Annotated in this window: 17 protein-coding genes; 6 read left to right on the plus strand and 11 right to left on the minus strand. The window is 72.8% G+C overall.

The window, feature by feature from the left end:
* Nucleotides 1-122: 122 nt before the first annotated feature.
* On the minus strand, nt 123-896 hold the full coding sequence (locus tag M6G08_RS01050; protein ID WP_272585297.1) for a nucleotidyltransferase domain-containing protein: 774 nt from the start codon (nt 894-896) through the stop codon (nt 123-125).
* A 152-nt stretch (nt 897-1,048) separates the two neighbouring features.
* Between M6G08_RS01050 and M6G08_RS01055 the strand changes: the two genes are divergently transcribed.
* Complete coding sequence (locus tag M6G08_RS01055; protein WP_272585298.1) at nt 1,049-1,462, plus strand: RidA family protein; 414 nt, start codon at nt 1,049-1,051, stop codon at nt 1,460-1,462.
* On the opposite strand, the gene pip is transcribed toward M6G08_RS01055, so the two are convergent.
* Together pip and M6G08_RS01065 are read right to left on the minus strand one after the other, a co-directional pair.
* Nucleotides 1,422-2,522, minus strand: a complete 1,101-nt coding sequence (pip, locus tag M6G08_RS01060) for a prolyl aminopeptidase (protein ID WP_272585300.1) — start codon at nt 2,520-2,522, stop codon at nt 1,422-1,424. The genes M6G08_RS01055 and pip overlap by 41 nt on opposite strands.
* A 41-nt stretch (nt 2,523-2,563) precedes the next feature.
* Nucleotides 2,564-3,277, minus strand: coding sequence for a uracil-DNA glycosylase (locus tag M6G08_RS01065; RefSeq protein WP_272585302.1), 714 nt, complete (start codon nt 3,275-3,277; stop codon nt 2,564-2,566).
* A 135-nt stretch (nt 3,278-3,412) separates the two neighbouring features.
* Here M6G08_RS01065 and hslR point away from each other — a divergent pair, with 135 nt between their 5' ends.
* Complete coding sequence (gene hslR / locus M6G08_RS01070) at nt 3,413-3,964, plus strand: Hsp15 family ribosome-associated heat shock protein (protein WP_272585303.1); 552 nt, start codon at nt 3,413-3,415, stop codon at nt 3,962-3,964.
* 27 nt (nt 3,965-3,991) lie between these two features.
* On the opposite strand, the gene M6G08_RS01075 is transcribed toward hslR, so the two are convergent.
* From M6G08_RS01075 to rpsA, 6 genes are all read right to left on the minus strand, one after another.
* Nucleotides 3,992-4,468 carry a DoxX family protein gene (locus M6G08_RS01075; protein ID WP_272585304.1) on the minus strand — a complete coding sequence of 159 codons (477 nt, stop codon included), beginning with the start codon at nt 4,466-4,468 and terminating at the stop codon, nt 3,992-3,994.
* 64 nt (nt 4,469-4,532) lie between these two features.
* On the minus strand, nt 4,533-5,228 hold the full coding sequence (locus M6G08_RS01080) for a class I SAM-dependent methyltransferase (RefSeq protein WP_272585305.1): 696 nt from the start codon (nt 5,226-5,228) through the stop codon (nt 4,533-4,535).
* A gap of 125 nt (nt 5,229-5,353) precedes the next feature.
* Complete coding sequence (locus M6G08_RS01085) at nt 5,354-5,734, minus strand: tetratricopeptide repeat protein (protein WP_073721775.1); 381 nt, start codon at nt 5,732-5,734, stop codon at nt 5,354-5,356.
* Between the two features lie 50 nt (nt 5,735-5,784).
* Nucleotides 5,785-6,411 (minus strand): dephospho-CoA kinase, encoded by a 627-nt coding sequence (gene coaE / locus M6G08_RS01090; RefSeq protein ID WP_272585306.1) that lies wholly within the window; start codon nt 6,409-6,411, stop codon nt 5,785-5,787.
* A gap of 134 nt (nt 6,412-6,545) precedes the next feature.
* Complete coding sequence (locus M6G08_RS01095; protein ID WP_272585307.1) at nt 6,546-7,484, minus strand: PAC2 family protein; 939 nt, start codon at nt 7,482-7,484, stop codon at nt 6,546-6,548.
* Nucleotides 7,485-7,654: 170 nt separating this feature from the next.
* Nucleotides 7,655-9,157 carry a 30S ribosomal protein S1 gene (gene rpsA, locus M6G08_RS01100; RefSeq protein ID WP_272585308.1) on the minus strand — a complete coding sequence of 501 codons (1,503 nt, stop codon included), beginning with the start codon at nt 9,155-9,157 and terminating at the stop codon, nt 7,655-7,657.
* Between the two features lie 302 nt (nt 9,158-9,459).
* Between rpsA and M6G08_RS01105 the strand changes: the two genes are divergently transcribed.
* Nucleotides 9,460-10,374, plus strand: a complete 915-nt coding sequence (locus M6G08_RS01105; protein WP_383140650.1) for a class I SAM-dependent methyltransferase — start codon at nt 9,460-9,462, stop codon at nt 10,372-10,374.
* A 61-nt stretch (nt 10,375-10,435) separates the two neighbouring features.
* Entirely contained in the window at nt 10,436-13,090 is a 2,655-nt protein-coding gene (locus M6G08_RS01110) for an ATP-dependent RNA helicase (protein ID WP_272585310.1), read from the plus strand.
* A gap of 78 nt (nt 13,091-13,168) precedes the next feature.
* Here M6G08_RS01110 and M6G08_RS01115 read toward each other — a convergent pair whose 3' ends face one another.
* On the minus strand, nt 13,169-15,007 hold the full coding sequence (locus M6G08_RS01115) for a lytic transglycosylase domain-containing protein (protein ID WP_272585311.1): 1,839 nt from the start codon (nt 15,005-15,007) through the stop codon (nt 13,169-13,171).
* Between the two features lie 237 nt (nt 15,008-15,244).
* Here M6G08_RS01115 and M6G08_RS01120 point away from each other — a divergent pair, with 237 nt between their 5' ends.
* On the plus strand, nt 15,245-16,105 hold the full coding sequence (locus M6G08_RS01120; RefSeq protein ID WP_272585312.1) for a DUF4184 family protein: 861 nt from the start codon (nt 15,245-15,247) through the stop codon (nt 16,103-16,105).
* A gap of 743 nt (nt 16,106-16,848) precedes the next feature.
* Here the strand turns inward: M6G08_RS01120 and polA are convergent.
* On the minus strand, nt 16,849-19,575 hold the full coding sequence (polA, locus tag M6G08_RS01125; protein WP_272585313.1) for a DNA polymerase I: 2,727 nt from the start codon (nt 19,573-19,575) through the stop codon (nt 16,849-16,851).
* Nucleotides 19,576-19,755: 180 nt separating this feature from the next.
* On the opposite strand from polA, the gene M6G08_RS01130 reads away from it, so the two are divergent.
* The gene (locus M6G08_RS01130; protein WP_272585314.1) at nt 19,756-22,035 is read left to right on the plus strand and encodes an FdhF/YdeP family oxidoreductase; all 2,280 of its coding nucleotides are present in this window, start codon (nt 19,756-19,758) and stop codon (nt 22,033-22,035) included.
* Nucleotides 22,036-22,056 lie beyond the last annotated feature (21 nt).

Genomic DNA, 22,056 nt, shown 5'->3' on the forward strand with positions numbered 1-22,056 from the left:
GCGATCGCTCCCCGGCGAAAGGGACGCCGCGCGGACGGCCCGGGGCCGCTCCGCCTTCCATTGCTTGCCCGGTCCGCCGATCGTGGACAGCCGATCGATGACATCCGCACGAGCAACCGCTCTCACCCGGCCGCCGTCCGTACTGCCCGGCCGAGCAGCGTCTCGCAGTCACCGACCGCCCGCGCCAAGTTCATCGGCTCCGGCGTCAGGTCCGCCACCAACGCGTCGACGCCGTCCAGCCCGGCGCGCCCGGTCAGCCCCTTCTCGTTCGTCACCCACTCCCCCCGCGCCGCCAGGACCGCGTGTGCCGTCTGGGTGGCGGCGAGGGCGATCGCGCCGGCCACCTGGGTGAGGGCACCCCTGGGTGCGTGGCCCGCCTTGGCGTAGGCGAGGGTGGCGGCGGCCGCACCGTGCCAGCGGTCGGGAGCGGTGGCACGCAGGGCCCCGGGGTAGGCGGGGCGGGGCAGTTCGCCGCGCAGCACCTCGTTGACGGCCAGTTCCGCGACCACAAGGTACGTCGGGATGCCGGCGAGGTGGAACATCAGCGGCTCGATGCGGAAGCGTCCCGCCGCCGCCTGCGCCGTCTCGTGTTCGACCGCGTCGAGATCGCGGTAGTGCAGGTCGACCCGGCGGTCGTCGATCGTCAGCCAGGCGCCGCCGTTGAAGACGCCGCCGCCCCAGGCACCGACCTCGGAGACCTCACCGGGCCAGCCGAGGGCGCGGACGTCGTCGGGGTCGAAGTCGCCCCGGTAGTAGACCGCCAGGTCCCAGTCGCTGCCGGGCCCGTGGGTGCCCTGGGCCCGGGAGCCGCCCAGCGTGACCGCCCGGACGGCGGGCAGGGCGGCGAGCCGGTCGGCGGTCGTGTCGAGGAAGGCCTGGTCCGTGAGGGAGGGCACTGCGCGGGGCTCCTGATGGCGGGGAGGGCCGGTGTGGTGGGAGTCGGCAGCTTAGGCGGCCGGAGCGCGGGGAGCGAGGGAAATTCAGGTGCGGCGCGGGGCGGGATGAGCGGACGATCGGAGCATTGTCCGTTCGCCTCCCTGGAGCCCACATGATTCAGCGCGTCACCGTACCGGGTCTGTTTCCGCCGCCCGCCTACTCCCACGCCTCCGTCGTCGAGGCGGGGACGAAGCTCGCCTTCCTCGCCGGATCGGTGCCGCTCGACGGCGAGGGAAAGCTGGTCGGTGAGGGCGATCCGGTCCGGCAGGCGGAGCAGGTGATCGCGAATCTCACCGAGCAGCTGCACGCCGTGGGCAGCGGGCCGGAGCACGTCCTGTCGACCGACGTGTACGTCGTGAGCACCGAGACCGCCGCGCTGTCCGCCGTGTGGGAGGTCGTCGAGGCGTCCGGGCTCAGTACCGGGCCGCATTCCTCGACGCTGCTGGGGGTCGCCTGCCTCGGATACCCGGGGCAGCTCGTGGAGATCACGGCGACGGCGGCCGTGCCGGAACGGACGAGTCCGTGAGCAAGGGGTCCGTGCGCGAGAGGTCCGTGCGCGAGGAGGAACGGCCGGTGGTCCGGTCCCCGGCTCGGGCGTACTTGTCGGTCGCCGCCCGCAGCGCCTCGTCACCGACCGCTCCCGCGTCGTGTCCGGCCTCGTCCACGACCACCAGCTCGCTGTCCGGCCAGGCGTGGTGGAGTCTCCATACGATGCCGAGGAGGTTGCCGAAGTCGAGGCTGCCCTGCACCAGGGTGCCCGGGATGCCCTCCAGCAGGTGCGCGTCCCTCAGGACCACGCCCTCGTCGCCACCGTCGCTCTCGTTCTCGCCCTCGCCCTCGCCCTCGCCCTCGCCCTCGCCGAGGAAGTGGTCGTTGCCCCAGTAGTGCGTGACGGTGCGGGCGAAGCCCCTGCGGAACTCCGGGTCCTCGAACCGGGCGACCGAACCGGGCGGTGCCGGGATCGTCGCCGTCTCCCAGTCGGTCCAGGCACGCGCGGCCCGGTCACGCACCGAGGGCTCGGGCGACTCCAGGAGGCGGTTGTACGCGGCGGCCAGGTTGCCGTCGCGGTCCTTCGGGGGCAGCTCGGCGAGGAACAGTTCGTGGGCGTCGGGGAAGATCTTGCCCAACCCGCGCGTCAGCAGCTCCACCTCGGCGCGGGAACCGGTCGCGACTCCGGTCAGCACCAGCTCGGACACCACTCCCGGGTGGGTCTGCGCGTACCGCAGGCCCAGTATCGAGCCCCATGACACGCCCCACACCAGCCACCGTTCGATGCCCAGGTGGGCGCGCAGCCGCTCCAGGTCGGCCATGAGGTGGGCGGTCGTGTTGACGCTCATGTCGGTGTCGTGGGCGCTCGCGCGGGGCAGCGACCGCCCGGCGCCGCGCTGGTCGAGCAGGACGATCCGGTAGGCGGCGGGGTCGAAGTACCGCCTGAGGTTCGGACTCGTCCGGCTCCCCGGCCCCCCGTGCAGGACCAGCGCGGGCTTGCCGTGCGGGTTCCCGCTGGTCTCCCAGTAGACGTGGTTGCCGTCGCCCACGTCGAGCATGCCGTGGTCGTACGGTTCGATCACCGGATAGAGGCCCATCGGAGCACCGTAGCCCGGCCGGCCGGAACCGCTCATCTCCTTTACCTGACGGTCAGCCCTGCCGTCCGGGCCGCCGTGCGCAGCACCTCGCGGAGCATCTCGGGGGTGAGCCGGCCGGTGAACGTGTTGCGCTGGCTGACGTGGAAGCAGCCGAAGAGGCGCAGGGCCGGTCCCTCGGCGGCGTCCAGGGCGACGTGCGCGCCATGTGCGAAGGCGGGGCGTGGCCGGGGCACGGTCCAGCCGGCCTCGGCGAACGCCGGCAGTGCGGACTGCCAGCCGAAGGCGCCGAGTACGACCGCGGCCCGCAGCGTCGGCCTCAGCAGGCCCAGCTCCTGGACGAGCCAGGAACGGCAGGTGTCCCGTTCGGTGGGAGTGGGCTTGTTGGCGGGCGGGGCGCAGTGCACCGGCGAGGTGATGCGCACTCCGTACAGCTCCAGGCCGTCGTCGGCGGCGACCGCGGTGGGCTGTGAGGCGAGGCCCACGTCGTACAACGTCTGGTACAGCATGTCCCCGGAGCGGTCACCGGTGAACATCCGGCCGGTGCGGTTGCCGCCGTGGGCCGCGGGGGCGAGGCCGATGATCAGCAGCCGCGCGTCCGGCGGGCCGAAGCCCGGCACCGGCCGGCCCCAGTAGGTCCAGTCGGCGAAGGCCGCCCGTTTGGTACGGGCCACCTCCTCCCGCCAGTCGACCAACCGTGGGCAGGCCCGGCACCCGGAGATCCGCCGGTCGAGTTCGCAGAGGCCGCTGGTGTCCATGCCTCCACCGTAGGTCCGCCCCGGCCCACAGGGACCTGCCGGCCGAACGCGGGGACGCCGGGACACCGGGGTCGGACCCGGGTCGCCCCGGAAATGGCGGCCCCGCCCGGTGCGCCGGGCGGTTAAGGTCGGGGCATGGCTTCCGAGCATGACGAGGGCAGGAACGGCGGGCCGGCCGGAACCGGCACCGGCGACGGTGGTGCCGCCACATCCCAGGCCCCGCTCCCGGACCCGAAGACCGCCGCAGCGATCGCCGCCGCCGAGGCGGCCGGGCCGCAGAGCGGCGAGAGCGTCCGCGTGGACAGCTGGATCTGGGCCGTCCGTCTCATCAAGACTCGATCCCTGGGCGCGACCGCCTGCCGAGGCGGCCATGTCCGGGTGAACGGCGAGCGGGTGAAGCCCGCGTACTCGCTGCGCGTCGGGGACGAGGTCCGCCTGCGCCACGAGGGCAGGGAACGCGTCGTCGTCGTGAAGCGGCTGATCCGCAAGCGCGTCGGTGCACCGGTCGCCGCCCAGTGCTACCTCGACAACTCCCCTCCGCCTCCGCCCCGCGAGGCCGTCGCCCCGGCCGGCGTCCGCGACCGGGGCACCGGCCGCCCGACCAAGCGCGACCGCCGCGAGCTGGAACGGCTGCGTGGGCTCGAGGGCCTGAACCGCGCCCGCAAGGACGCCCAGACCAGGCCCTGAGAGCGTGCGGCGATCCGCGTGACCGGCTCAGGCGCGCCGAATCCGTGCCCATCGGAGAAGCTCCGCGTTGTGTCCACGGCGGGCCCAGGCGATGATCAGGAGCGGCACCATGAGGATGACGGGAGTCGCGGCGTTGGCTCCGTCGAAGTAGGCGAGCTGGACCACGAACGCGCCGACCATCAGAGCGCTGAGCGCCGTCGCGGCCACCGACTGGAGTACGGGGATCAACAGGGCGATGGCACCCGCCAGTTCGAGCGCGCCGATGGTGAACATGCCCGCGTTGCCCCAGCCCATGTCGGCGAAGATGTCGGCCGCCGAGGAGTGCGCGATCAGCTTGGGCAGGGCGCTCGCCACGGCGAAGAACACCGCGAGGAGCACCTGCACCGCACGCAGGACGATCCGGGCGCCCCGCCCACGGGCCGGTGCGGCGGAAGTCGCCGAGGCCGCGGAAGCGGCAGGGGCCGCGGGGGAGGTGGGGACGGTGGAGGCGACGGGCTGAGACATGGGGCTCTCCTGGTGAGCGGTCCGTGATGCTGTCGGGGATGTAGACCGCCGGTCGGCCCGGAACTCATCGCCCCTCACTCCACGATGTGGGCACCGCCCTCACCCACGTCCCGTCGTCGGTCAGAACGCGGTCCGCTCGCAGCCCCGCCTCGGACAGCGCCTCCTCGAACTGCGTGTCGGTCATCGGCCGCGCCCGGAACGTCTGCGTCCAGACCGCGTCGGGGAACTCGTACTCCGCGCGCACCGAGTTGACGCCGTCCCCGACCGGCTCCGACGACACGATCCGTACCGTGAAGCCGCGGGGATCGACCCGCTCACGGGGCAGGTCGGAGTGGTAGTCCGGGCCCTCCCGCTGAATCAGCACACAGCCGTCCTGCCTGACGTGCCGTGCACAGGTGCGCAGCAGGCCCCGTCTCACCTCCCTGTCACCGGCGTGCACGAGGAACGACGCCAGCAGCACCGCCTCGAAGCGCTCGCCCAGAACCAGGTCCTCGATCGGGCTGCGTATCGCCCGGGCCCCGCGCACACGCTCCAGCATCTCGGCGGACTCGTCCACCGCGGTCACGTCGAACCCCCGCTCCAGCAGTGGGTGGGTCATGCGCCCGACGCCGCTGCCCAGCTCCAGGATGCGGGCGCCCTTGGGGACGGCCGCGGCGACGATGTCCGGCTCCGCTCCGGCGGGCAGCCGCGCATGGAGCTCGACCGCGCAGCCGTCCGGGGTGATCGCCCCCGGTCCCGTCCCCTGGTGTCCCTCTCGCATGCTCAGCTCCATGCCCGTCCAACGGCCCACCCTCGCACGTGCGTTCCCACTCGACGTCCGTTCACCCGACCGAGTGAACACGTGCGGTCCCGCCCTGCCACCGGCCCGACCGGTCTAGCGGCCCGTCAGGAGTCGAAGCGCGCCTGTTGCAGGTACTCCGGGTTCGGGTCCAGTGCCGCCGCCAGCCGGAAGTGGCGGCGCGCCTGCTCACCGCACCCCCGGCGTTCGTAGGTACGGGCGAGGGCGAAGTGGGCGAAGGCGTTGTCCGGTTCGCGCTCCAGGACGATGGTGAACTCCAGCTCGGCCGGTCTCAGCTGGGCCGCCGCGAAGAAGGCACGCGCGCGCAGCAGCCGCGCGGCCGTGTTCTCGGGATGGGCGCCGATGACTCCGTCGAGCAGTTTCACCGCGCCCCGCGGGTCCCGCGCCGCGAGCAGTTGCTCGGCCGCGCGGAAGTCGATGACATCGGTCTCGGGCGTACGTCCGGTCGATCCGCTGGTGTCGGGCACGGCAGAAGTCCTTCCCTCGCTGGAAGGGATCAACGCCCGTGTGTGTGCCGCTATTCCCGGCCCCGGGGTGGCCGGTGCGGCTCGCGGGCCCTGCGGGTCAGCTCGTCCCACACTTCGTCCACGCGGCTCCGCAGCCGGTCCAGCGGTACGTCGTTGTCGATGATCATGTCGGCGATCCGCCGGCGCTGCTCGCGCGTCGCCTGTGCGGCCATGCGGGCCCGTGCGTCCTGCTCGGTCATGCCCCGCAGCCGTACCAGCCGGTCGAGCTGGGTGGCCGGGTCGGCGTCGACGACGACCACGACGTCGTACAGCGGGGCCAGGCCGTTCTCGGTGAGCAGGGGCACGTCGTGGACGACGACGGCGTCGTCGGCGGCGGCCTCTTCCAGTGCCCTGGAGCGGTCGCCGACCAGGGGGTGCACGATCGAGTTGAGCGTGGCCAGCCTCTCCGGGTCCGCGAAGACGATGGAGCCGAGTTTCGGCCGGTCCAGGCCGCCGTCCTCGCCCAGCACCTCCTCGCCGAAGGCCGCCACGACCGCGGCGAGCCCCGGGGTGCCCGGGGCGACGACCTCGCGTGCGATCCGGTCCGCGTCGATCAGCACGGCACCGCGCTCGACGAGCAGCCGCGACACCTCGCTCTTGCCGGCGCCGATTCCGCCGGTCAGGCCCACGGACAGCATGACCGCGCCTCCACCTCACCAATCCCGCAGGTACGGGAGAAACTTACCGACTCCGACACCGCCGGTCAGTCCGACCGGAACATCCCCGCCACGGCCGGGACAGATGGGGCACGGCCATCCGGTACATGACCGGATCAGCCGTCGCCCTCCCGCTCCGCCAGGAACCGTTCGAACTCGCGGCCGATCTCGTCCGCCGAGGGGATCTCGACGGGCTCGGCGAGCATGTTGCCCCGCGTCTCGGCGCCCGCCGCGGCGTCGTACTGGTGTTCCAGGCCCTGGACGAGAGCGGTGAGCTCCTCGTCGCCCTCCTGGATCTGCCGGTCGATCTCGGTCTGGGTGCGGTGGGCCTGCGTGCGCAGGGAGTGCGCGATGCCCGGCAGGACCAGGCCCGTCGCCCCGGTGATCGCCTCCAGGACGGTCAGCGCCGCGTCCGGGTACGGGGAACGGGCGATGTAGTGCGGCACGTGCGCGGCGACGCCCAGCACCTCGTGGCCGGCCTGCATGAGGCGGTACTCGACGAGCGCCTCGGCGCTCCCGGGGACCTGCGCCTCCTCGAAGGGGCTGGGGTGGCCCGGGACCAGGTCGGTGCGGGTGCCGTGCGGAGTGATGCCCACGGGGCGGGTGTGCGGGACGCCCATGGGGATGCCGTGGAAGTTGACCGACAGGCGGACGCCGAGCCGCTCCACGATCTGGCGCACGGCCGCGGCGAAACGCTCCCACTCCACGTCCGGTTCGGGGCCCGAAAGCAGCAGGAAGGGCGCTCCGGTGGCGTCCTGGACCAGCCGCACCTCGAGGGTGGGCTCCTCGTAGTCCGTCCAGGTGTCCCGCTTGAAGGTCAGCAGCGGCCGGCGCGCCCGGTAGTCCACGAGCCGGTCGTGGTCGAAGCGGGCGACGACCTGGTGGGGCAGCGAGTCGAGCACCTGGTCGACGATCTGGTCGCCGGTTTCGCCGGCGTCGATGTATCCGTCGAAGTGGTAGAGCATGACCAGTCCGGCCGACTCCTGGGCGAGTGCCATGTCGACGACGGCCAGGCCCTTCGGCTCCCATGCGTACAAACCCTGCGGATCAAGCACAGTGACCGCTCCCCTCCTCGTGTTCGTACGTCACAACGTCCGCGCGGGGGCCGGAATTCCCGGCCGGGCGGGATCCGATCTTGCCGGCGTGCGGACACGGCTGAGGGGCCGCACCTCGAAAGGTACGGCCCCTCAGTCAACGGCTAGGCCTCAGCGGCCTCCGCCCGCGTTCAGCTCTGGCCGCCGGCCAGCTTCTCGCGCAGCGCGGCCAGCGCCTCGTCCGACGCCAGGGCGCCGGAGTTGTCGCCACCCTCGGAGGAGTACGAGCCGCCGCCACCGGACGCGACCGGAGCGGCACCCGCGGTGTCGCCACCCTCGGCAGCGGCCTTCTCGTCCGCCTCGCGGGACTTGATGACCTGCGCCTGGTGCTGCTCGAAGCGCTGCTGCGCCTCGGCGTACTGCGTCTCCCAGGCCTCGCGCTGGGTCTCGTAGCCCTCGAGCCAGTCGTTGGTCTCGGGGTCGAAGCCCTCGGGGTAGATGTAGTTGCCCTGGTCGTCGTAGGACGCGGCCATGCCGTACAGGGTCGGGTCGAACTCGACCACCGACGGGTCGGCACCGAAGGCCTCGTTGGCCTGCTTCAGCGAGAGGCTGATGCGGCGGCGCTCGAGGTCGATGTCGATGACCTTGACGAAGATCTCGTCGTTGACCTGGACGACCTGCTCCGGGATCTCCACGTGGCGCTCGGCCAGCTCGGAGATGTGGACCAGACCCTCGATGCCCTCGTCCACACGGACGAACGCACCGAACGGCACCAGCTTCGTGACCTTGCCGGGCACGACCTGGCCGATCTGGTGGGTGCGGGCGAACTGCTGCCACGGGTCTTCCTGGGTCGCCTTCAGCGACAGGGAGACGCGCTCGCGGTCCATGTCCACGTCGAGGACCTCGACGGTGACTTCCTGACCGACCTCGACGACCTCGGACGGGTGGTCGATGTGCTTCCAGGACAGCTCGGAGACGTGGACCAGACCGTCGACGCCACCCAGGTCCACGAAGGCACCGAAGTTGACGATCGAGGAGACGACGCCGGACCGCACCTGACCCTTCTGGAGGGTGGTGAGGAAGGTCTGGCGGACCTCGGACTGGGTCTGCTCCAGCCAGGCACGGCGGGACAGGACCACGTTGTTGCGGTTCTTGTCCAGCTCGATGATCTTCGCCTCGAGCTCCTTGCCCACGTAGGGCTGGAGGTCGCGGACACGGCGCATCTCGACCAGGGAGGCCGGGAGGAAGCCGCGGAGGCCGATGTCGAGGATGAGACCACCCTTGACGACCTCGATGACGGTACCGGTGACGATGCCGTCCTCTTCCTTGATCTTCTCGATGGTGCCCCAGGCACGCTCGTACTGGGCGCGCTTCTTCGAGAGGATCAGGCGGCCTTCCTTGTCCTCCTTCTGGAGGACCAGGGCCTCGATCTCGTCGCCGACGGCAACGACCTCGTTCGGGTCGACGTCGTGCTTGATCGAGAGTTCGCGGCTCGGAATGACACCTTCGGTCTTGTAACCGATGTCGAGCAGGACCTCGTCCCGGTCGACCTTCACGATGACGCCGTCGACGATGTCGCCGTCGTTGAAGTACTTGATCGTCTCGTCGATCGCGGCGAGGAAGGCTTCCTCGTTACCGATGTCGTTGACCGCTACCTGCGGGGTGGTGGCGGTGGTCTCGGTGCTGCTCGTCATGTGGGAAAGGGCTCCGGTACGGACATTGAGTCGTAGGTACTGCTTACGCCGGGAGCCCGTTTCGCTCTGCAGAAGCCGGACAGCCAAGTAAGCGCCACCGAAAACCGCTGGTGACGCCTCGAGAACCGAGGGGACATACAACAGATGCGAGCGCGACCTGCTACGTCTGAGGTGCGCAGGCCCGCAGCGCAACTTGTAGCATACGGGGGCAGCCGGGCAGGGTCAATGCGCGAAGCCGCACACCCGGGGCGGATCGTCCCATTCCCGGCACAATTGCCGTCCCCCGAGGCCACACGGACCCCTTGGGCGCGCCCTGCGACACGCGGGGCCGACGGCGCGGAAGCCCGCAGACTAGTACGAGGGAGCAGGTCATCCAAGAGCCCGTAGTGTCCGAGGCAGCGCCCGAAGCCGGATCCGGCGGACCCGCCGAGCCCGAGGCCACCCGACGTGCCGCCGGTGTCACGGAGAGCGCCCGCGCCAACCGCGGCTGGTGGGACCGCAACGCGGACGAGTACCAGGTGGAGCACGGCACGTTCCTCGGCGACGACCGCTTCGTGTGGTGCCCCGAAGGGCTGGACGAGGTGGAGGCCGAGCTGCTCGGACCGCCGGAGGAGCTCAAGGGCAAGGACGTCCTGGAGATCGGCGCCGGCGCCGCCCAGTGCTCGCGCTGGCTGACCGCCCAGGGTGCCCGTCCGGTGGCGCTGGACCTCTCGCACCGCCAGCTCCAGCACGCGCTGCGCATCGGCTCCTCCTTCCCCCTGGTCTGCGCGGACGCCGCGGTGCTGCCCTTCGCGGACGGTTCCTTCGACCTGGCGTGCTCGGCGTACGGGGCGCTGCCCTTCGTCGCCGATCCGCGGCTGGTGCTGCGGGAGGTGCGCCGGGTGCTGCGGCCCGGTGGCCGCTTCGTCTTCTCGGTGACGCACCCGCTGCGCTGGGCGTTCCCGGACGAGCCGGGCCCCGAGGGGCTGTCGGTGTCCGCCTCGTACTTCGACCGCACGCCGTACGTCGAGCAGGACGACGAGGGCCGCGCGGTGTACGTCGAGCACCACCGCACGCTCGGCGACCGGGTGCGGGACGTGGTGACGTCCGGTTTCCGGCTGGTGGACCTCGTCGAACCGGAGTGGCCGGACTGGAACACCTCCGAGTGGGGCGGCTGGTCGCCGCTGCGCGGTCACCTGATCCCCGGGACGGCGATCTTCGTCTGCGAGCGGGACTGAGCCACCGTCGCCGGGCACGCGCGCGTGGAGGGCGGTTTCGCCGGCGTACGACACTGGGGGCGTGATCCGTTACGACGCCCTGGACGCCCTGCCCGTACGCGGTGCCCTGCCCGCCCTGCACGACGCCCTGGAGGGGCACGGCACCGCGGTGCTGGTCGCGCCGCCCGGCACCGGAAAGACGACGCTGGTGCCGCTCGCGCTGGCCGGGCTGCTGGGCGAGGGCCCCGCGCGGCGCGTGGTGGTGGCCGAGCCGCGGCGGATCGCGGCACGGGCGGCGGCCCGGCGGATGGCCTGGCTGCTGGGCGAGAAGCCCGGCGGGAGCGTCGGGTACACCGTGCGCGGCGAGCGGGTCGTCGGACGCCACGCGCGCGTGGAGGTCGTCACGACCGGTGTGCTGCTGCAGCGGCTCCAGCGGGACCAGGAGCTGACGGGCGTCGACGCGGTGGTGCTCGACGAGTGCCACGAGCGGCATCTGGACGCGGACACCACGGCGGCGTTCCTGTGGGACGTGCGGCAGACGCTGCGGCCGGAGCTGCGGCTGGTGGCCGCCTCGGCGACGACCGACGCGGCGGGCTGGGCGCGCCTGCTGGGCGACGCGCCGGTCGTCGAGGCCCAGGGTGTGTCGTACCCCGTGGAGGTCGTGTGGGCGCCGCCGGCGCGCCCGGTGCGGCCGCCGCACGGCATGCGGGTGGACCCGGCGCTGCTCGCGCACGTGGCGTCGGTGGTGCGCCGGGCGCTGGCCGAGCGGGCCGGGGACGTGCTGTGTTTCCTGCCCGGGGTCGGTGAGATCGCCCGGGTCGCCGGACATCTGACGGGTCTCGGGGACGTGGACGTGCTCCAGGTGCACGGGCGGGCACCGGCGGCCGTGCAGGACGCGGTGCTGGCCCCCGGGACACGGCGCCGGGTGGTGCTGGCGACCTCGGTGGCCGAGTCGTCGCTGACGGTCCCTGGCGTGCGGGTGGTCGTGGACGCGGGGCTGGCCCGGGAGCCGCGGGTGGACCACGCGCGGGGGCTCAGCGCGCTGACGACGGTACGTGCCTCGCGCGCCGCCGGGCGGCAGCGGGCGGGGCGTGCCGGGCGTGAGGCGCCGGGCACGGTGTACCGCTGCTGGGCGGAGGCCGAGGACGCCCGTCTGCCGCGCTTTCCCGCACCGGAGATCAAGGTGGCCGACCTTACGGCGTTCGCCTTGCAGGCGGCCTGCTGGGGGGACCCGGACGCGTCCGGGCTGGCGCTGCTCGATCCGCCGCCGGGCGGCGCGATGGAGGCGGCCCGGTCGGTACTGACGGCCGTGGGCGCGGTGGACGCCACCGGCCGCGCCACGGGGCGGGGAGCACGGCTGGCCCGCCTCGGGCTGCACCCCCGGCTGGGGCGGGCGTTGCTCGACGCGGAAGGCACGGGGGCGGGCACGGGCTCAGGGGCAGGAACCGGCACGGGCACCGGGCTTCCCACCGGCACGAGCGCCGGTGCGACCGGCACCGGCGCCGAGGGCGCGGGCGGCCGGGGCTCGGACGCTCGGGTCCCCGGCGGTCAGGGGTCCGACTCCGTCGCCCCAGGGACCCGCGTGGCCGAGGTGGTGGCCCTGCTCAGTGAGGAGCCTCCATGGGAGTACGGGGACGATCTGGTGGCCGCGTTGCGCGCCGCGCGGCGCGGGGGCGACGCGTACGGGGCGCGGTGGCGGAGCGAGGTCCGACGGCTGCGGGCCGCCGGGCCGGGCCCCGGTCCCGGCCTGGCGCGGGACGTCACCGACGACGTTGTCGCCGGGTTGGTGACCGCGCTGGCGTTTCCGGAGCGGGTGGCCAGGAAGGACGGCGGTTCGTACCTCATGGTGTCCGGCACCCGGGCCGAACTGCCTATGACGTCGGCGCTGCGCGGGGGCCCCTGGATCGCCGTGGCCGTGGCAGACCGGCCCGTGGGCAAGAGGCACGCGCGCGTACAGCTCGGCGCGGTCGTCGACGAGGCGACGGCCCGGCTGGCGGCGGGGACGCTGCTGGAGGAGCGGGACGAAGTCCACTGGGCCGGCGGCGACGTCGTGGCGCGGCGGGTCGAACGGCTCGGCGCGGTGGAGCTCACGGCACGGCCACTCGCCGACCCCGACCCCTCTCTCGTACGGAACGCGCTGCTGGAGGGGCTGCGGCGGGAGGGGCTCGGGCTGCTGCGTTGGCCGGCCGACGCGGAGGTGCTGCGGCAGCGGCTCGCCTTCCTGCGGCAACGACTCGGCGACCCCTGGCCGGACGTCTCGGACGACGCGCTGCACGCGCGCGTGGACGAGTGGCTGGAGCCCGAGCTGAGCCGGGCCCGGCGCCGGGCCGACCTGGCGCGGATCGACGCCGGGCAGGCGCTGGCGCGGCTGCTGCCCTGGGCGTCGGGCGAGGCGGCACGGCTCGACGAGCTGGCACCGGAGCGGATCACCGTCCCCAGCGGGTCCAGGATCAGAATCGACTACGGCGACCCCGCGCGGCCGGTCCTCGCGGTGAAGTTGCAGGAGATGTTCGGGCTGGAGCAGTCGCCCGAGGTCGCCGGGGTGCCGCTCCTCGTCCATCTCCTCTCCCCCGCCGGCCGCCCGGCCGCGGTCACCGCCGATCTGGCCTCCTTCTGGAAGGACGGCTACAACGGCGTACGGGCGGAGCTGCGCGGCCGCTACCCGAAGCATCCGTGGCCCGAGGACCCGGCCACGGCGGAGCCGACCCGGCACACCAAGGCCCGGCTCGGGAAGTGAGCGGACGACGACGTGCCCGAGGGGCGCCCCCACCGAAGCGGAGGGCGCCCCTCGGCCGTGCGCGCGGAAACCGTGCTCCTACGCGTCCGGCTCGGTCGACGGCCCGGTGGAGGGGCTGGGCGAGGCGTCGGGCGCGTCGGGCGACGGGCTCGGCGTCGGCTTCGCCTCGGCCACCTCCAGCTGGACGTCGAGCGTGGCGCCGCCCGCGGTGGTCAGGCGCAGCACGTACGTGCCGGCGGTGTCGTCCGCGTACAGCTTCGGCATCGTCAGCAGGCCCTTGGCGTCGGTCTTCAGACCGGTCAGGGTGCGGACGGCCTTGCCGTCGGCGTCCTTGAAGTAGGGGCCCTTGTCGTTCGCGGCCGGGTCGAGCACCGACTTGATGAGCGTGGCGGTGACGGCGACCTTGTCCGCGACGGCGCCCTCGTACGTGGCCTTGACCCCGACCCGGTCCGCGAACTCGCCGCCGGGCGTGCAGGTCAGCTCGGTCGCGTCGGTGCGCGCGAGGGCGTCGGCGACGCGCTCGGTGACGGTCGCCTTGTAGTCGACGCCGGGGACCATCCGGCCGGCGACGGCGGCCCGCACCGTGAAGGCACCGGTCTTCTCGCCCGCCACCAACGCGGGTGCGACCGCCACGCCGGAGGCGTCGGTGGTGGCCACGGCCACCTTTTCACCGCCGGTGAAGGTGGCGTCCGTGTCGCCCAGGATGGTGAAGCGGATCCGTACCTTGCCGACGGTCTTCCCGGCCCTGGTCTCGGCGCGGGTGCTGATCTTCTCGGCGAAGGTGTCGCCGGCGATGGCGGTGAGCCCGGTGGTGCCCGCGTTCTCCAGGTGGTGGACCGTGTCGGTGGGGGTCTGGTTGTCGGGCGGGGTCTCGGGGTCGGTCGGGTCCGGCGGCTCGGGGGTCGGGGAGCCGGTGCCCGGGTCCGTCGGGTTCGAAGGGTTCGTCGGGTTGGTGGGGTTCGTGGGCTTGCCGGGCCCGCTGGAACCGCCCGGCTCGTCCGGGCTCGGCGACGGCTTGCCGGGGGGCGTGGGGCGCGTGGTCGGGCCCGTACCGCTGGGCGACGGGCCGGGCCTGCTCGCCGCGCCGTCGTCGCTGCGGTTGCCGGGCAGGGCGCCGGTGCCGTCCGGGATCTCGTGGGTGCCCTTGCGGTAGTGCTCCAGCCACGTCAGGACCGTGCGGAGGTAGTCCTGCGAGTTGTTGTAGCTGAGGATCGCGCGGTCGAGGTCGGCCTGGTCGGACAGGTCCCAGCCGTTGCGGCACAGGTAGTGACCGGCGGCGAGCGCGGCGTCGTAGATGTTGTTGGGGTCTTCCTTGCCGTCACCGTTGCCGTCGCGGGCGGCCCAGGCCCAGGTGGAGGGGATGAACTGCATGGGGCCGACGGCGTTGTCGTAGGCGCTGTTGCCGTCGTAGACGCCGTTGTCGGTGTCCTTGATGAGCGCGAAGCCGTTGCCGTCGAGCTGCGGGCCGATGATCGGACTGGTCGTGGTGCCGTCGGCGGTGACGCGGCCGCCACGGGCCTGGCCCGACTCCACCTTGCCGATGGCGGCGAGGAGTTGCCAGGGCAGGTTGCAGCCGGGCTTGGACCGGCGCAGCGCCGACTCGGCCTTCTTGTAGGCGTCGAGGACGGTGGCGGGGATGCCCCCCTCGGACGGTGTCCGGGACGCGGGGGTGCCGATGGTCGGCGCGGGGCTCGGGCTGTTCAGCGGCGGCAGGTCCGTGTAGTACGGCGAGTTGCCGGTCGCGCTCTCCTCGGCGGGCGTGTCGGAGGCCGGCACGTTGTCGGAGGTGATCTGTCTGCCGTTGGCGTCGGTCGTCACGTTGGGCGCCTGGGACGCGGACAGGGCCGCGACCGCGACCGCCGCGACGGTGGTGGTGACCGCCGCCTTGCGGAGCCTCCTGTCGAAATGCACCGCCATTGAGTGAACCCCTCCCGTGGACGCCCGCGCGTCCGTCCGTCCTCGGCTGTCGTACTCGCCCGTCGTACCCGTCCTGTCGCGACGACCGGTGCGCGTCGGAGGTTGCGCCGCAACCTTCCCCGCGCAGTGCTCGTCTGTTCGATCAGCACGGTGCCGCAGGCGACCCTACGACAACTTGCTTTGCACGGGGACCCGTTCGTGCCCGATATTCACCGGTTGGCCATAAGAGGAGTTTCGTTGCCGTTCACCCTCAGTCACGCCGCCGCCGTCCTGCCCGCGCTGCGGGGTGACGGGGCCGGACGGGGGCGGCTGGTGCCGGCCGCGCTGGTGGCGGGAACGTTTGCTCCCGACATGACCTATTACGCGGCGAGTTTCCTGTCCGGGGCGATGGAGTTCGGGGACGTCACACACTCCTTCCCGGGTGTCTTCACCGTCGATGTGGCCATCGCCTGGGCGCTGGTGGGGCTGTGGCTGGTCGTGCGGGAGCCGCTGGTGGCCCTGCTGCTGCCGCCGTCCCGGCAGGAGCGGGTCGCCGCCCTCCTGCGGTGCGGGGCGCCGCGCGCGCGTGTGCGGCCGTCGCTGCTGCTGTGGTGGTACGTGTCGGCGGTGCTGGGGGCGTCGACCCATGTGGTGTGGGACGCGTTCACGCACCTCGACCAGTGGGGGATGAAGGTGTTCCCCGTCCTCGGCCGGCAGATAGCGGGCTCTCCGCTGTACTGGTACCTCCAGTACGGGAGTTCCGCCGTGGCGGCCGTCGTGCTCGCCGTGTTCCTGGCGCGGGCGCTGCGCCGGACACCCCGGACCGGGGCGTCGCACGTTCCGGTGCTCTCGGAGCGGGACCGGTGGTGGGCCGGGGCGGTGCTCGGCGGTTGTGCGGTGGCCGGGGCGGTGCGGCGGGCCACCCGGTGGTGGGACTACCGGGGTGATGTCGCGAAACCCTGGGAGCTGATCCCGACGGTGTGCTTCGGGGCGGGTGCGGGACTCGTCCCGGGGCTGCTGCTGTACGCCGCGGCGGTCAGGGTGTGGCGTCGTCCGGCCCCCGTCCCCGCCGTCCCGGCAGGCCCCGGTACGGGAACGGACCGCCGGGTCGCTCCCTAGGCGTGTCGGTGCTCGCCACGAACACGGTGAAGGTGTGCGCGGGCCGGGTCCGCGGCAGCAGGGTGAGGGCGAGCGCCAGGTAGCCGCGGGCGAGGTCGGCCCACAGGCGCCAGGCGGGCGTCTCGCGCGGGGGCGTCGCGGCGGCCTGGTTCCGGTCCCGGTGGAGAAGCCCGCGACGGAGGTCTGCCGTGGTGCGGCGCAGGGCCGTCGTGAGGGTGGTGGGGGTGCGGCCGGTACTCGCGCCCGGCGCGAAGACCGGGACCGGCAGAAGTGGCACACGGGCGGGTCGGTCTGTGCTTGCCCGTCCCGGTGTGGTCCGGTGGTGGAGCATGCGTATACCCATGCCCGCATCCTCACGGGAGCCGGGGGCGGGGGGCGCTTTCGCGGGGGCCACCTGAGTGACGGGCCCTGCCGGGCGGGGCGAGCGGGGGCGATTCCCTCCGGGGCGGCGGACGACTGCGCGTGTGCCGGGCGCGGGGGACGACGGTGAACGGCGTACCCACCGGGCGAAGGTCGACAGCCTCCGTGCCGGCCCCCGGCCCCCGGCCGGCGATGGCGGCCAGGAACGGTCGCCGGGCTTCGGCGAGGGGCGATGACAGCGGCGGGGACGGTGAGCCGGAGACGTTCGCCGCGAGCGCGCAAACCCGCGGCGTTCCCCCGCCTGTGTCGGCCGCCCCGTCCGCCGGTCGTCGGTCGCCCGGCTGCCGACGGCCCGGCCGCCCCGTCCGTGCTCCGGCGACCGGCTAGTGCGCCGCCGACTCCCAGTCCGGTCCCACGCCCACCGAGACGCCCAGGGGGACCCTGAGCTGCACGGCGTTCGCCATTTCGCGGCGGACGAGTTCCTCCGCCGCCGCGCGCTCGCCCGGGGCGACCTCCAGGACGATTTCGTCGTGGACCTGGAGCAGCATGCGGGAGGTGAGGCCGGCCTCGCGCAGCGCCTTGTCCACATTGAGCATGGCGATCTTGACGATGTCGGCGGCCGTGCCCTGGATCGGCGCGTTCAGCGCCATGCGCTCGGCCGCCTCGCGGCGCTGGCGGTTGTCGCTGTTGAGGTCGGGCAGGTAGCGGCGGCGGCCGAAGAGCGTCGCCGTGTAGCCCGTCGCCCGTGCCTCGTCGACGACCCGGCGCAGATAGTCCCGCACGCCGCCGAACCGCTCGAAGTAGGCGTCCATCAGGCCGCGGGCCTCGGCCGCCTCGATGTTCAGCTGCTGGGAGAGACCGAAGGCCGACAGACCGTACGCCAGCCCGTACGACATGGCCTTGATCTTGCGGCGCATCTCCGCGTCGACCGCGGACTGCTCGACGGAGAAGACCTGCGCGGCGGCGGTGGTGTGCAGGTCCTCGCCGGAGGTGAAGGCCTCGATCAGGCCGGTGTCCTCGGAGAGGTGCGCCATCACGCGCAGCTCGATCTGGCTGTAGTCGGCCGTCATCAGCGACTCGAAGCCCTCGCCGACGACGAAGCCGCGGCGGATCGCCCGGCCCTCGTCGGTGCGGACCGGGATGTTCTGCAGGTTCGGGTCCGTGGAGGAGAGGCGGCCGGTCGCGGCGACCGTCTGGTTGAACGTGGTGTGGATACGGCCGTCGGCGGCGATCGTCTTGATCAGGCCCTCGACCGTGACCCGCAGCTTGGCCTGCTCGCGGTGGCGGAGCATGATGACCGGCAGTTCGTTCTCGGTCTGCGCCGCGAGCCACGCCAGGGCGTCCGCGTCCGTGGTGTAGCCGGTCTTGGTCTTCTTGGTCTTCGGCAGGTTCAGCTCGCCGAAGAGGACTTCCTGGAGCTGCTTGGGCGAGCCGAGGTTGAACTCGTGCCCGGCCGCCGCGTGCGCCTCCTTCACCGCCTGCTGCACGGCGCCGGCGAACATCTGCTCCATGGCCTGGAGGTGCTCCCGGTCGGCCGCGATGCCGTGCCGCTCCATGCGGGCCAGCAGGGCGGACGTGGGCAGCTCCACGTCACGCAGCAGGTCGGCGGCGCCGACGTCCGCCAGACGGCCCTCGAAGGCCTCGCCCAGGTCCAGGATCGCGCGGGCCTGCACCATCAGCGCCTCGGCCTCGGCGCCGTCGTCCGCGCCGAAGGCGAGCTGGCCGTCGGCCGCGGCGGCGGGCGCCAGCTCGCGGTGCAGGTACTCCAGGGAGAGCGCGTCCAGGTCGAAGGAGCGGCGGCCCGGCTTGACCAGGTAGGCGGCGAGCGCCGTGTCCATGCCGACGCCGGCGACGCTCCAGCCGTGCTCGGCGAAGACGCGCATCGCGCCCTTGGCGTTGTGCAGGACCTTGGGCCGGTCCGGGTCGGACAGCCAGGCCGCGAACGCCGCCTCGTCGGCCTCGTCCAGCTCGGCCGGATCGAACCAGGCGGCCTTCCCGTCGGCCGCGGCGAGCGCGACCTCGGCGACCGAGCCGGTGCCCAGCGCCCAGGTGTCGACCGTCGCCACGCCGAGCGGCCGCGTGCCGTGCCCGGCGAGCCAGCCGGCCACCTCGCCGGTGCCCAGCACGGTGCCGTCCAGCTCCACCCCGTCCGCCACGACCGGGGTCGCCTCGGCCTCCTCGGCGCCCGGGTCGACGGCGTACAGCCGCTCCCGCAGGGACGGGTTGCGGATCTCCAGGGTGTCCAGGATCACCGCGACGCCCTTGCGGTCGTACGCGGCACGCTCCAGGTCGGTGACCGTCTTCGGCAGCTCGACCCGGCGCTCCAGCTCGGTGAGCCGGCGGTTGAGCTTCACGGACTCCAGGTGGTCGCGCAGATTCTGCCCGGCCTTGCCCTTGACCTCCTCGACGCGCTCCACCAGCTCCGCGAAGGACCCGAACTGGTTGATCCACTTCGCGGCCGTCTTCTCGCCGACGCCCGGGATGCCCGGCAGGTTGTCGGACGGATCGCCGCGCAGGGCCGCGAAGTCCGGGTACTGGGCGGGGGTCAGCCCGTACTTCTCGAAGACCTTCTCCGGCGTGAAACGGGTCAGCTCGGAGACGCCCTTGGTCGGGTACAGCACCGTGGTGTGCTCGCTGACCAGCTGGAAGGAGTCCCGGTCGCCGGTGACGATCAGGACGTCGAAGCCCTCCGCCTCGGCCTGCGTGGCGAGCGTGGCGATGACGTCGTCGGCCTCGAAGCCCTCGACGGCGAAGCGCTGCACGTGCATGGCGTCGAGCAGCTCGCCGATCAGCTCGACCTGCCCCTTGAACTCGTCCGGGGTCTTGGAGCGGTTCGCCTTGTACTCGGTGAACTCCTGGGACCGCCAGGTCTTGCGGGAGACGTCGAACGCCACCGCGAAGTGGGTCGGCGCCTCGTCACGCAACGTGTTGGCCAGCATCGACGCGAAACCGTAGATCGCGTTGGTCGGCTGGCCCGTCGCGGTCGTGAAATTCTCCGCGGGCAGCGCGAAGAACGCGCGGTAGGCCAGCGAGTGCCCGTCCATGAGCATCAGGCGCGGACGGACGCCGCCGGAGGTGTTGTCGGTCTTCTTCGCTGCTGTCTCTGCCACGCCCCCGATCCTGCCACGGACCACTGACACTCGGCCCCGCGCTCGCCGTCGGCACGGCCTGGCTCCGTCCGCCGCCGCAACCACCGCTTGCGCGTCCCGGCCCGCCCGGCCTCCCTCACTGTCACAGGGCCGTGCGAGGATCGGAGACGTACCTCACACGCGTAAGCGAAGGAGCGCGCGATGGCCACCAAGCCGCCCACGGGTGATCCGGTCCAGGACGCCCCGCAGGTCACCGAACCCCAGCACGCGGCGGCGGGCATCCCGGCCATCGGCCACACCCTGCGGATCGCCCAGCGGCAGATGGGCGTGAAGCGCACCGCGCTGACGCTGCTGAGCGTCAACCAGAAGGACGGCTTCGACTGCCCGGGCTGCGCCTGGCCCGAGCCGGACCACCGGCACAAGGCGGAGTTCTGCGAGAACGGCGCCAAGGCCGTCGCCGAGGAGGCCACCCTGCGCCGGGTCACCCCGGAGTTCTTCGCCGCGCACCCGGTGGCCGACCTCGCCACCCGCAGCGGCTACTGGCTGGGCCAGCAGGGACGGCTCACGCACCCGGTGTACCTGCCGGAGGGCGGCGAGCGCTACGAGCCGGTGACCTGGGAGCGCGCCTTCGACATCGTGGCCGAGGAGATCGCCGCCCTGGACTCGCCCGACGAGGCCGTCTTCTACACCTCCGGACGCACCAGCAACGAGGCCGCGTTCCTCTACCAGCTCTTCGCGCGCGAGCTCGGCACCAACAACCTGCCCGACTGCTCCAACATGTGCCACGAGTCGTCCGGCTCGGCCCTGTCCGAGACCATCGGCGTCGGCAAGGGCAGCGTCCTGCTCGAGGACCTCCACAAGTCGGACCTGATCATCGTGGCCGGCCAGAACCCGGGCACCAACCACCCGCGCATGCTCTCCGCCCTGGAGAAGGCCAAGGCCAACGGCGCGAAGATCATCAGCGTCAACCCGCTGCCCGAAGCGGGCCTGGAGCGCTTCAAGAACCCGCAGACCCCCAAGGGGCTCACCGCGGGCGCCGCGCTCACCGACCTGTTCCTGCAGATCCGCATCGGCGGCGACCAGGCCCTGTTCCGGCTCCTCAACAAGCTGATCCTGGACACCGACGGCGCGGTCGACGAGGCGTTCGTCGAGCAGCACACCCACGGGTACGAGGAGTTCGCCGAGGCCGCCCGCGCCGCCGACTGGGAGGCGACGCTCACGGCGACCGGCCTCACCCGCGCGGAGATCGAGGAAGCCCTGCACATGGTGCTCGCCTCGAAGCGCACCATCGTGTGCTGGGCGATGGGCCTGACCCAGCACAAGCACTCCGTGCCCACCATCCGCGAGATCGTCAACTTCCTCCTGCTGCGCGGCAACATCGGCCGTCCCGGCGCCGGCGTCTGCCCGGTGCGCGGCCACTCCAACGTGCAGGGCGACCGCACCATGGGCATCTTCGAACGCCCGGCGCCCGCCTTCCTGGACGCCCTGGAAAAGGAGTTCGGCTTCGCCCCGCCGCGCGAGCACGGCTACGACGTCGTGCGCGCCATCCGCGCGATGCGCGACGGCGAGGCCAAGGTGTTCTTCGCGATGGGCGGCAACTTCGTCTCCGCCTCCCCCGACACGGAGGTCACCGAGGCGGCGATGCGCCGCGCCCGGCTCACCGTGCACGTGTCGACGAAACTCAACCGCTCGCACGCCGTCACGGGCGCCCGCGCCCTGATCCTGCCGACGCTCGGCCGCACCGAACGGGACGTCCAGGGCGGCGGCGAGCAGTTCGTCACCGTCGAGGACTCCATGGGCATGGTGCACGCCTCCCGCGGCCGGCTGGAACCGGCGAGCGCCCACCTGCTGTCCGAGCCGGCCATCGTGTGCCGGCTGGCCCGCCGGGTGCTGGGCGAGGGCAGTGCCACGCCCTGGGAGGAGTTCGAGAAGGACTACGCGACGATCCGCGACCGCATCGGGCGCGTGGTCCCGGGCTTCGAGGACTTCAACGCGCGCGTGGCCCGCCCCGGGGGCTTCGCCCTGCCGCACGCCCCGCGCGACGAACGCCGCTTCCCCACGGCCACCGGCAAGGCCAACTTCACCGCGGCACCGGTCGAGTACCCCGAGCTGCCCGAGGGCCGGCTGCTGCTGCAGACGCTGCGCTCGCACGACCAGTACAACACCACGATCTACGGCCTGGACGACCGCTACCGGGGGATCAGGAACGGCCGCCGGGTCGTCCTGGTCAACCCGGAGGACGCCCGGGCCCTCGGCGTCCGGGACGGCGCGTACGTCGACCTGGTCGGCGAGTGGAAGGACGGTGTCGAGCGCCGGGCGCCCGGCTTCCGCGTCGTGCACTACCCGACGGCCCGGGGCTGCGCGGCGGCGTACTACCCGGAGACCAACGTCCTGGTGCCGCTGGACGCGACCGCGGACACCAGCAACACCCCGGCCAGCAAGTCCGTCGTCGTCCGTCTGGAACAATCGGCGACCGATTGAGCGTTTGCTCAGAGGCGTCGG

This window comes from Streptomyces sp. M92 (assembly GCF_028473745.1).
Lineage (GTDB): Bacteria > Actinomycetota > Actinomycetes > Streptomycetales > Streptomycetaceae > Streptomyces.

What these genes read in the sequence shown, in the direction of transcription:
- M6G08_RS01075 (WP_272585304.1), bottom strand. Translation starts at nt 4,468, where the DNA reads ATGTCTCAGCCCGTCGCCTCCACCGTCCCCACCTCCCCCGCGGCCCCT.
- M6G08_RS01115 (WP_272585311.1), bottom strand. Translation starts at nt 15,007, where the DNA reads ATGGCGGTGCATTTCGACAGGAGGCTCCGCAAGGCGGCGGTCACCACC.
- rpsA (WP_272585308.1), bottom strand. Translation starts at nt 9,157, where the DNA reads ATGACGAGCAGCACCGAGACCACCGCCACCACCCCGCAGGTAGCGGTC.
- M6G08_RS01055 (WP_272585298.1), top strand. Translation starts at nt 1,049, where the DNA reads ATGATTCAGCGCGTCACCGTACCGGGTCTGTTTCCGCCGCCCGCCTAC.
- coaE (WP_272585306.1), bottom strand. Translation starts at nt 6,411, where the DNA reads ATGCTGTCCGTGGGCCTGACCGGCGGAATCGGCGCCGGCAAGAGCGAG.
- M6G08_RS01130 (WP_272585314.1), top strand. Translation starts at nt 19,756, where the DNA reads ATGGCCACCAAGCCGCCCACGGGTGATCCGGTCCAGGACGCCCCGCAG.
- hslR (WP_272585303.1), top strand. Translation starts at nt 3,413, where the DNA reads ATGGCTTCCGAGCATGACGAGGGCAGGAACGGCGGGCCGGCCGGAACC.
- pip (WP_272585300.1), bottom strand. Translation starts at nt 2,522, where the DNA reads ATGGGCCTCTATCCGGTGATCGAACCGTACGACCACGGCATGCTCGAC.
- M6G08_RS01065 (WP_272585302.1), bottom strand. Translation starts at nt 3,277, where the DNA reads ATGGACACCAGCGGCCTCTGCGAACTCGACCGGCGGATCTCCGGGTGC.
- M6G08_RS01080 (WP_272585305.1), bottom strand. Translation starts at nt 5,228, where the DNA reads ATGCGAGAGGGACACCAGGGGACGGGACCGGGGGCGATCACCCCGGAC.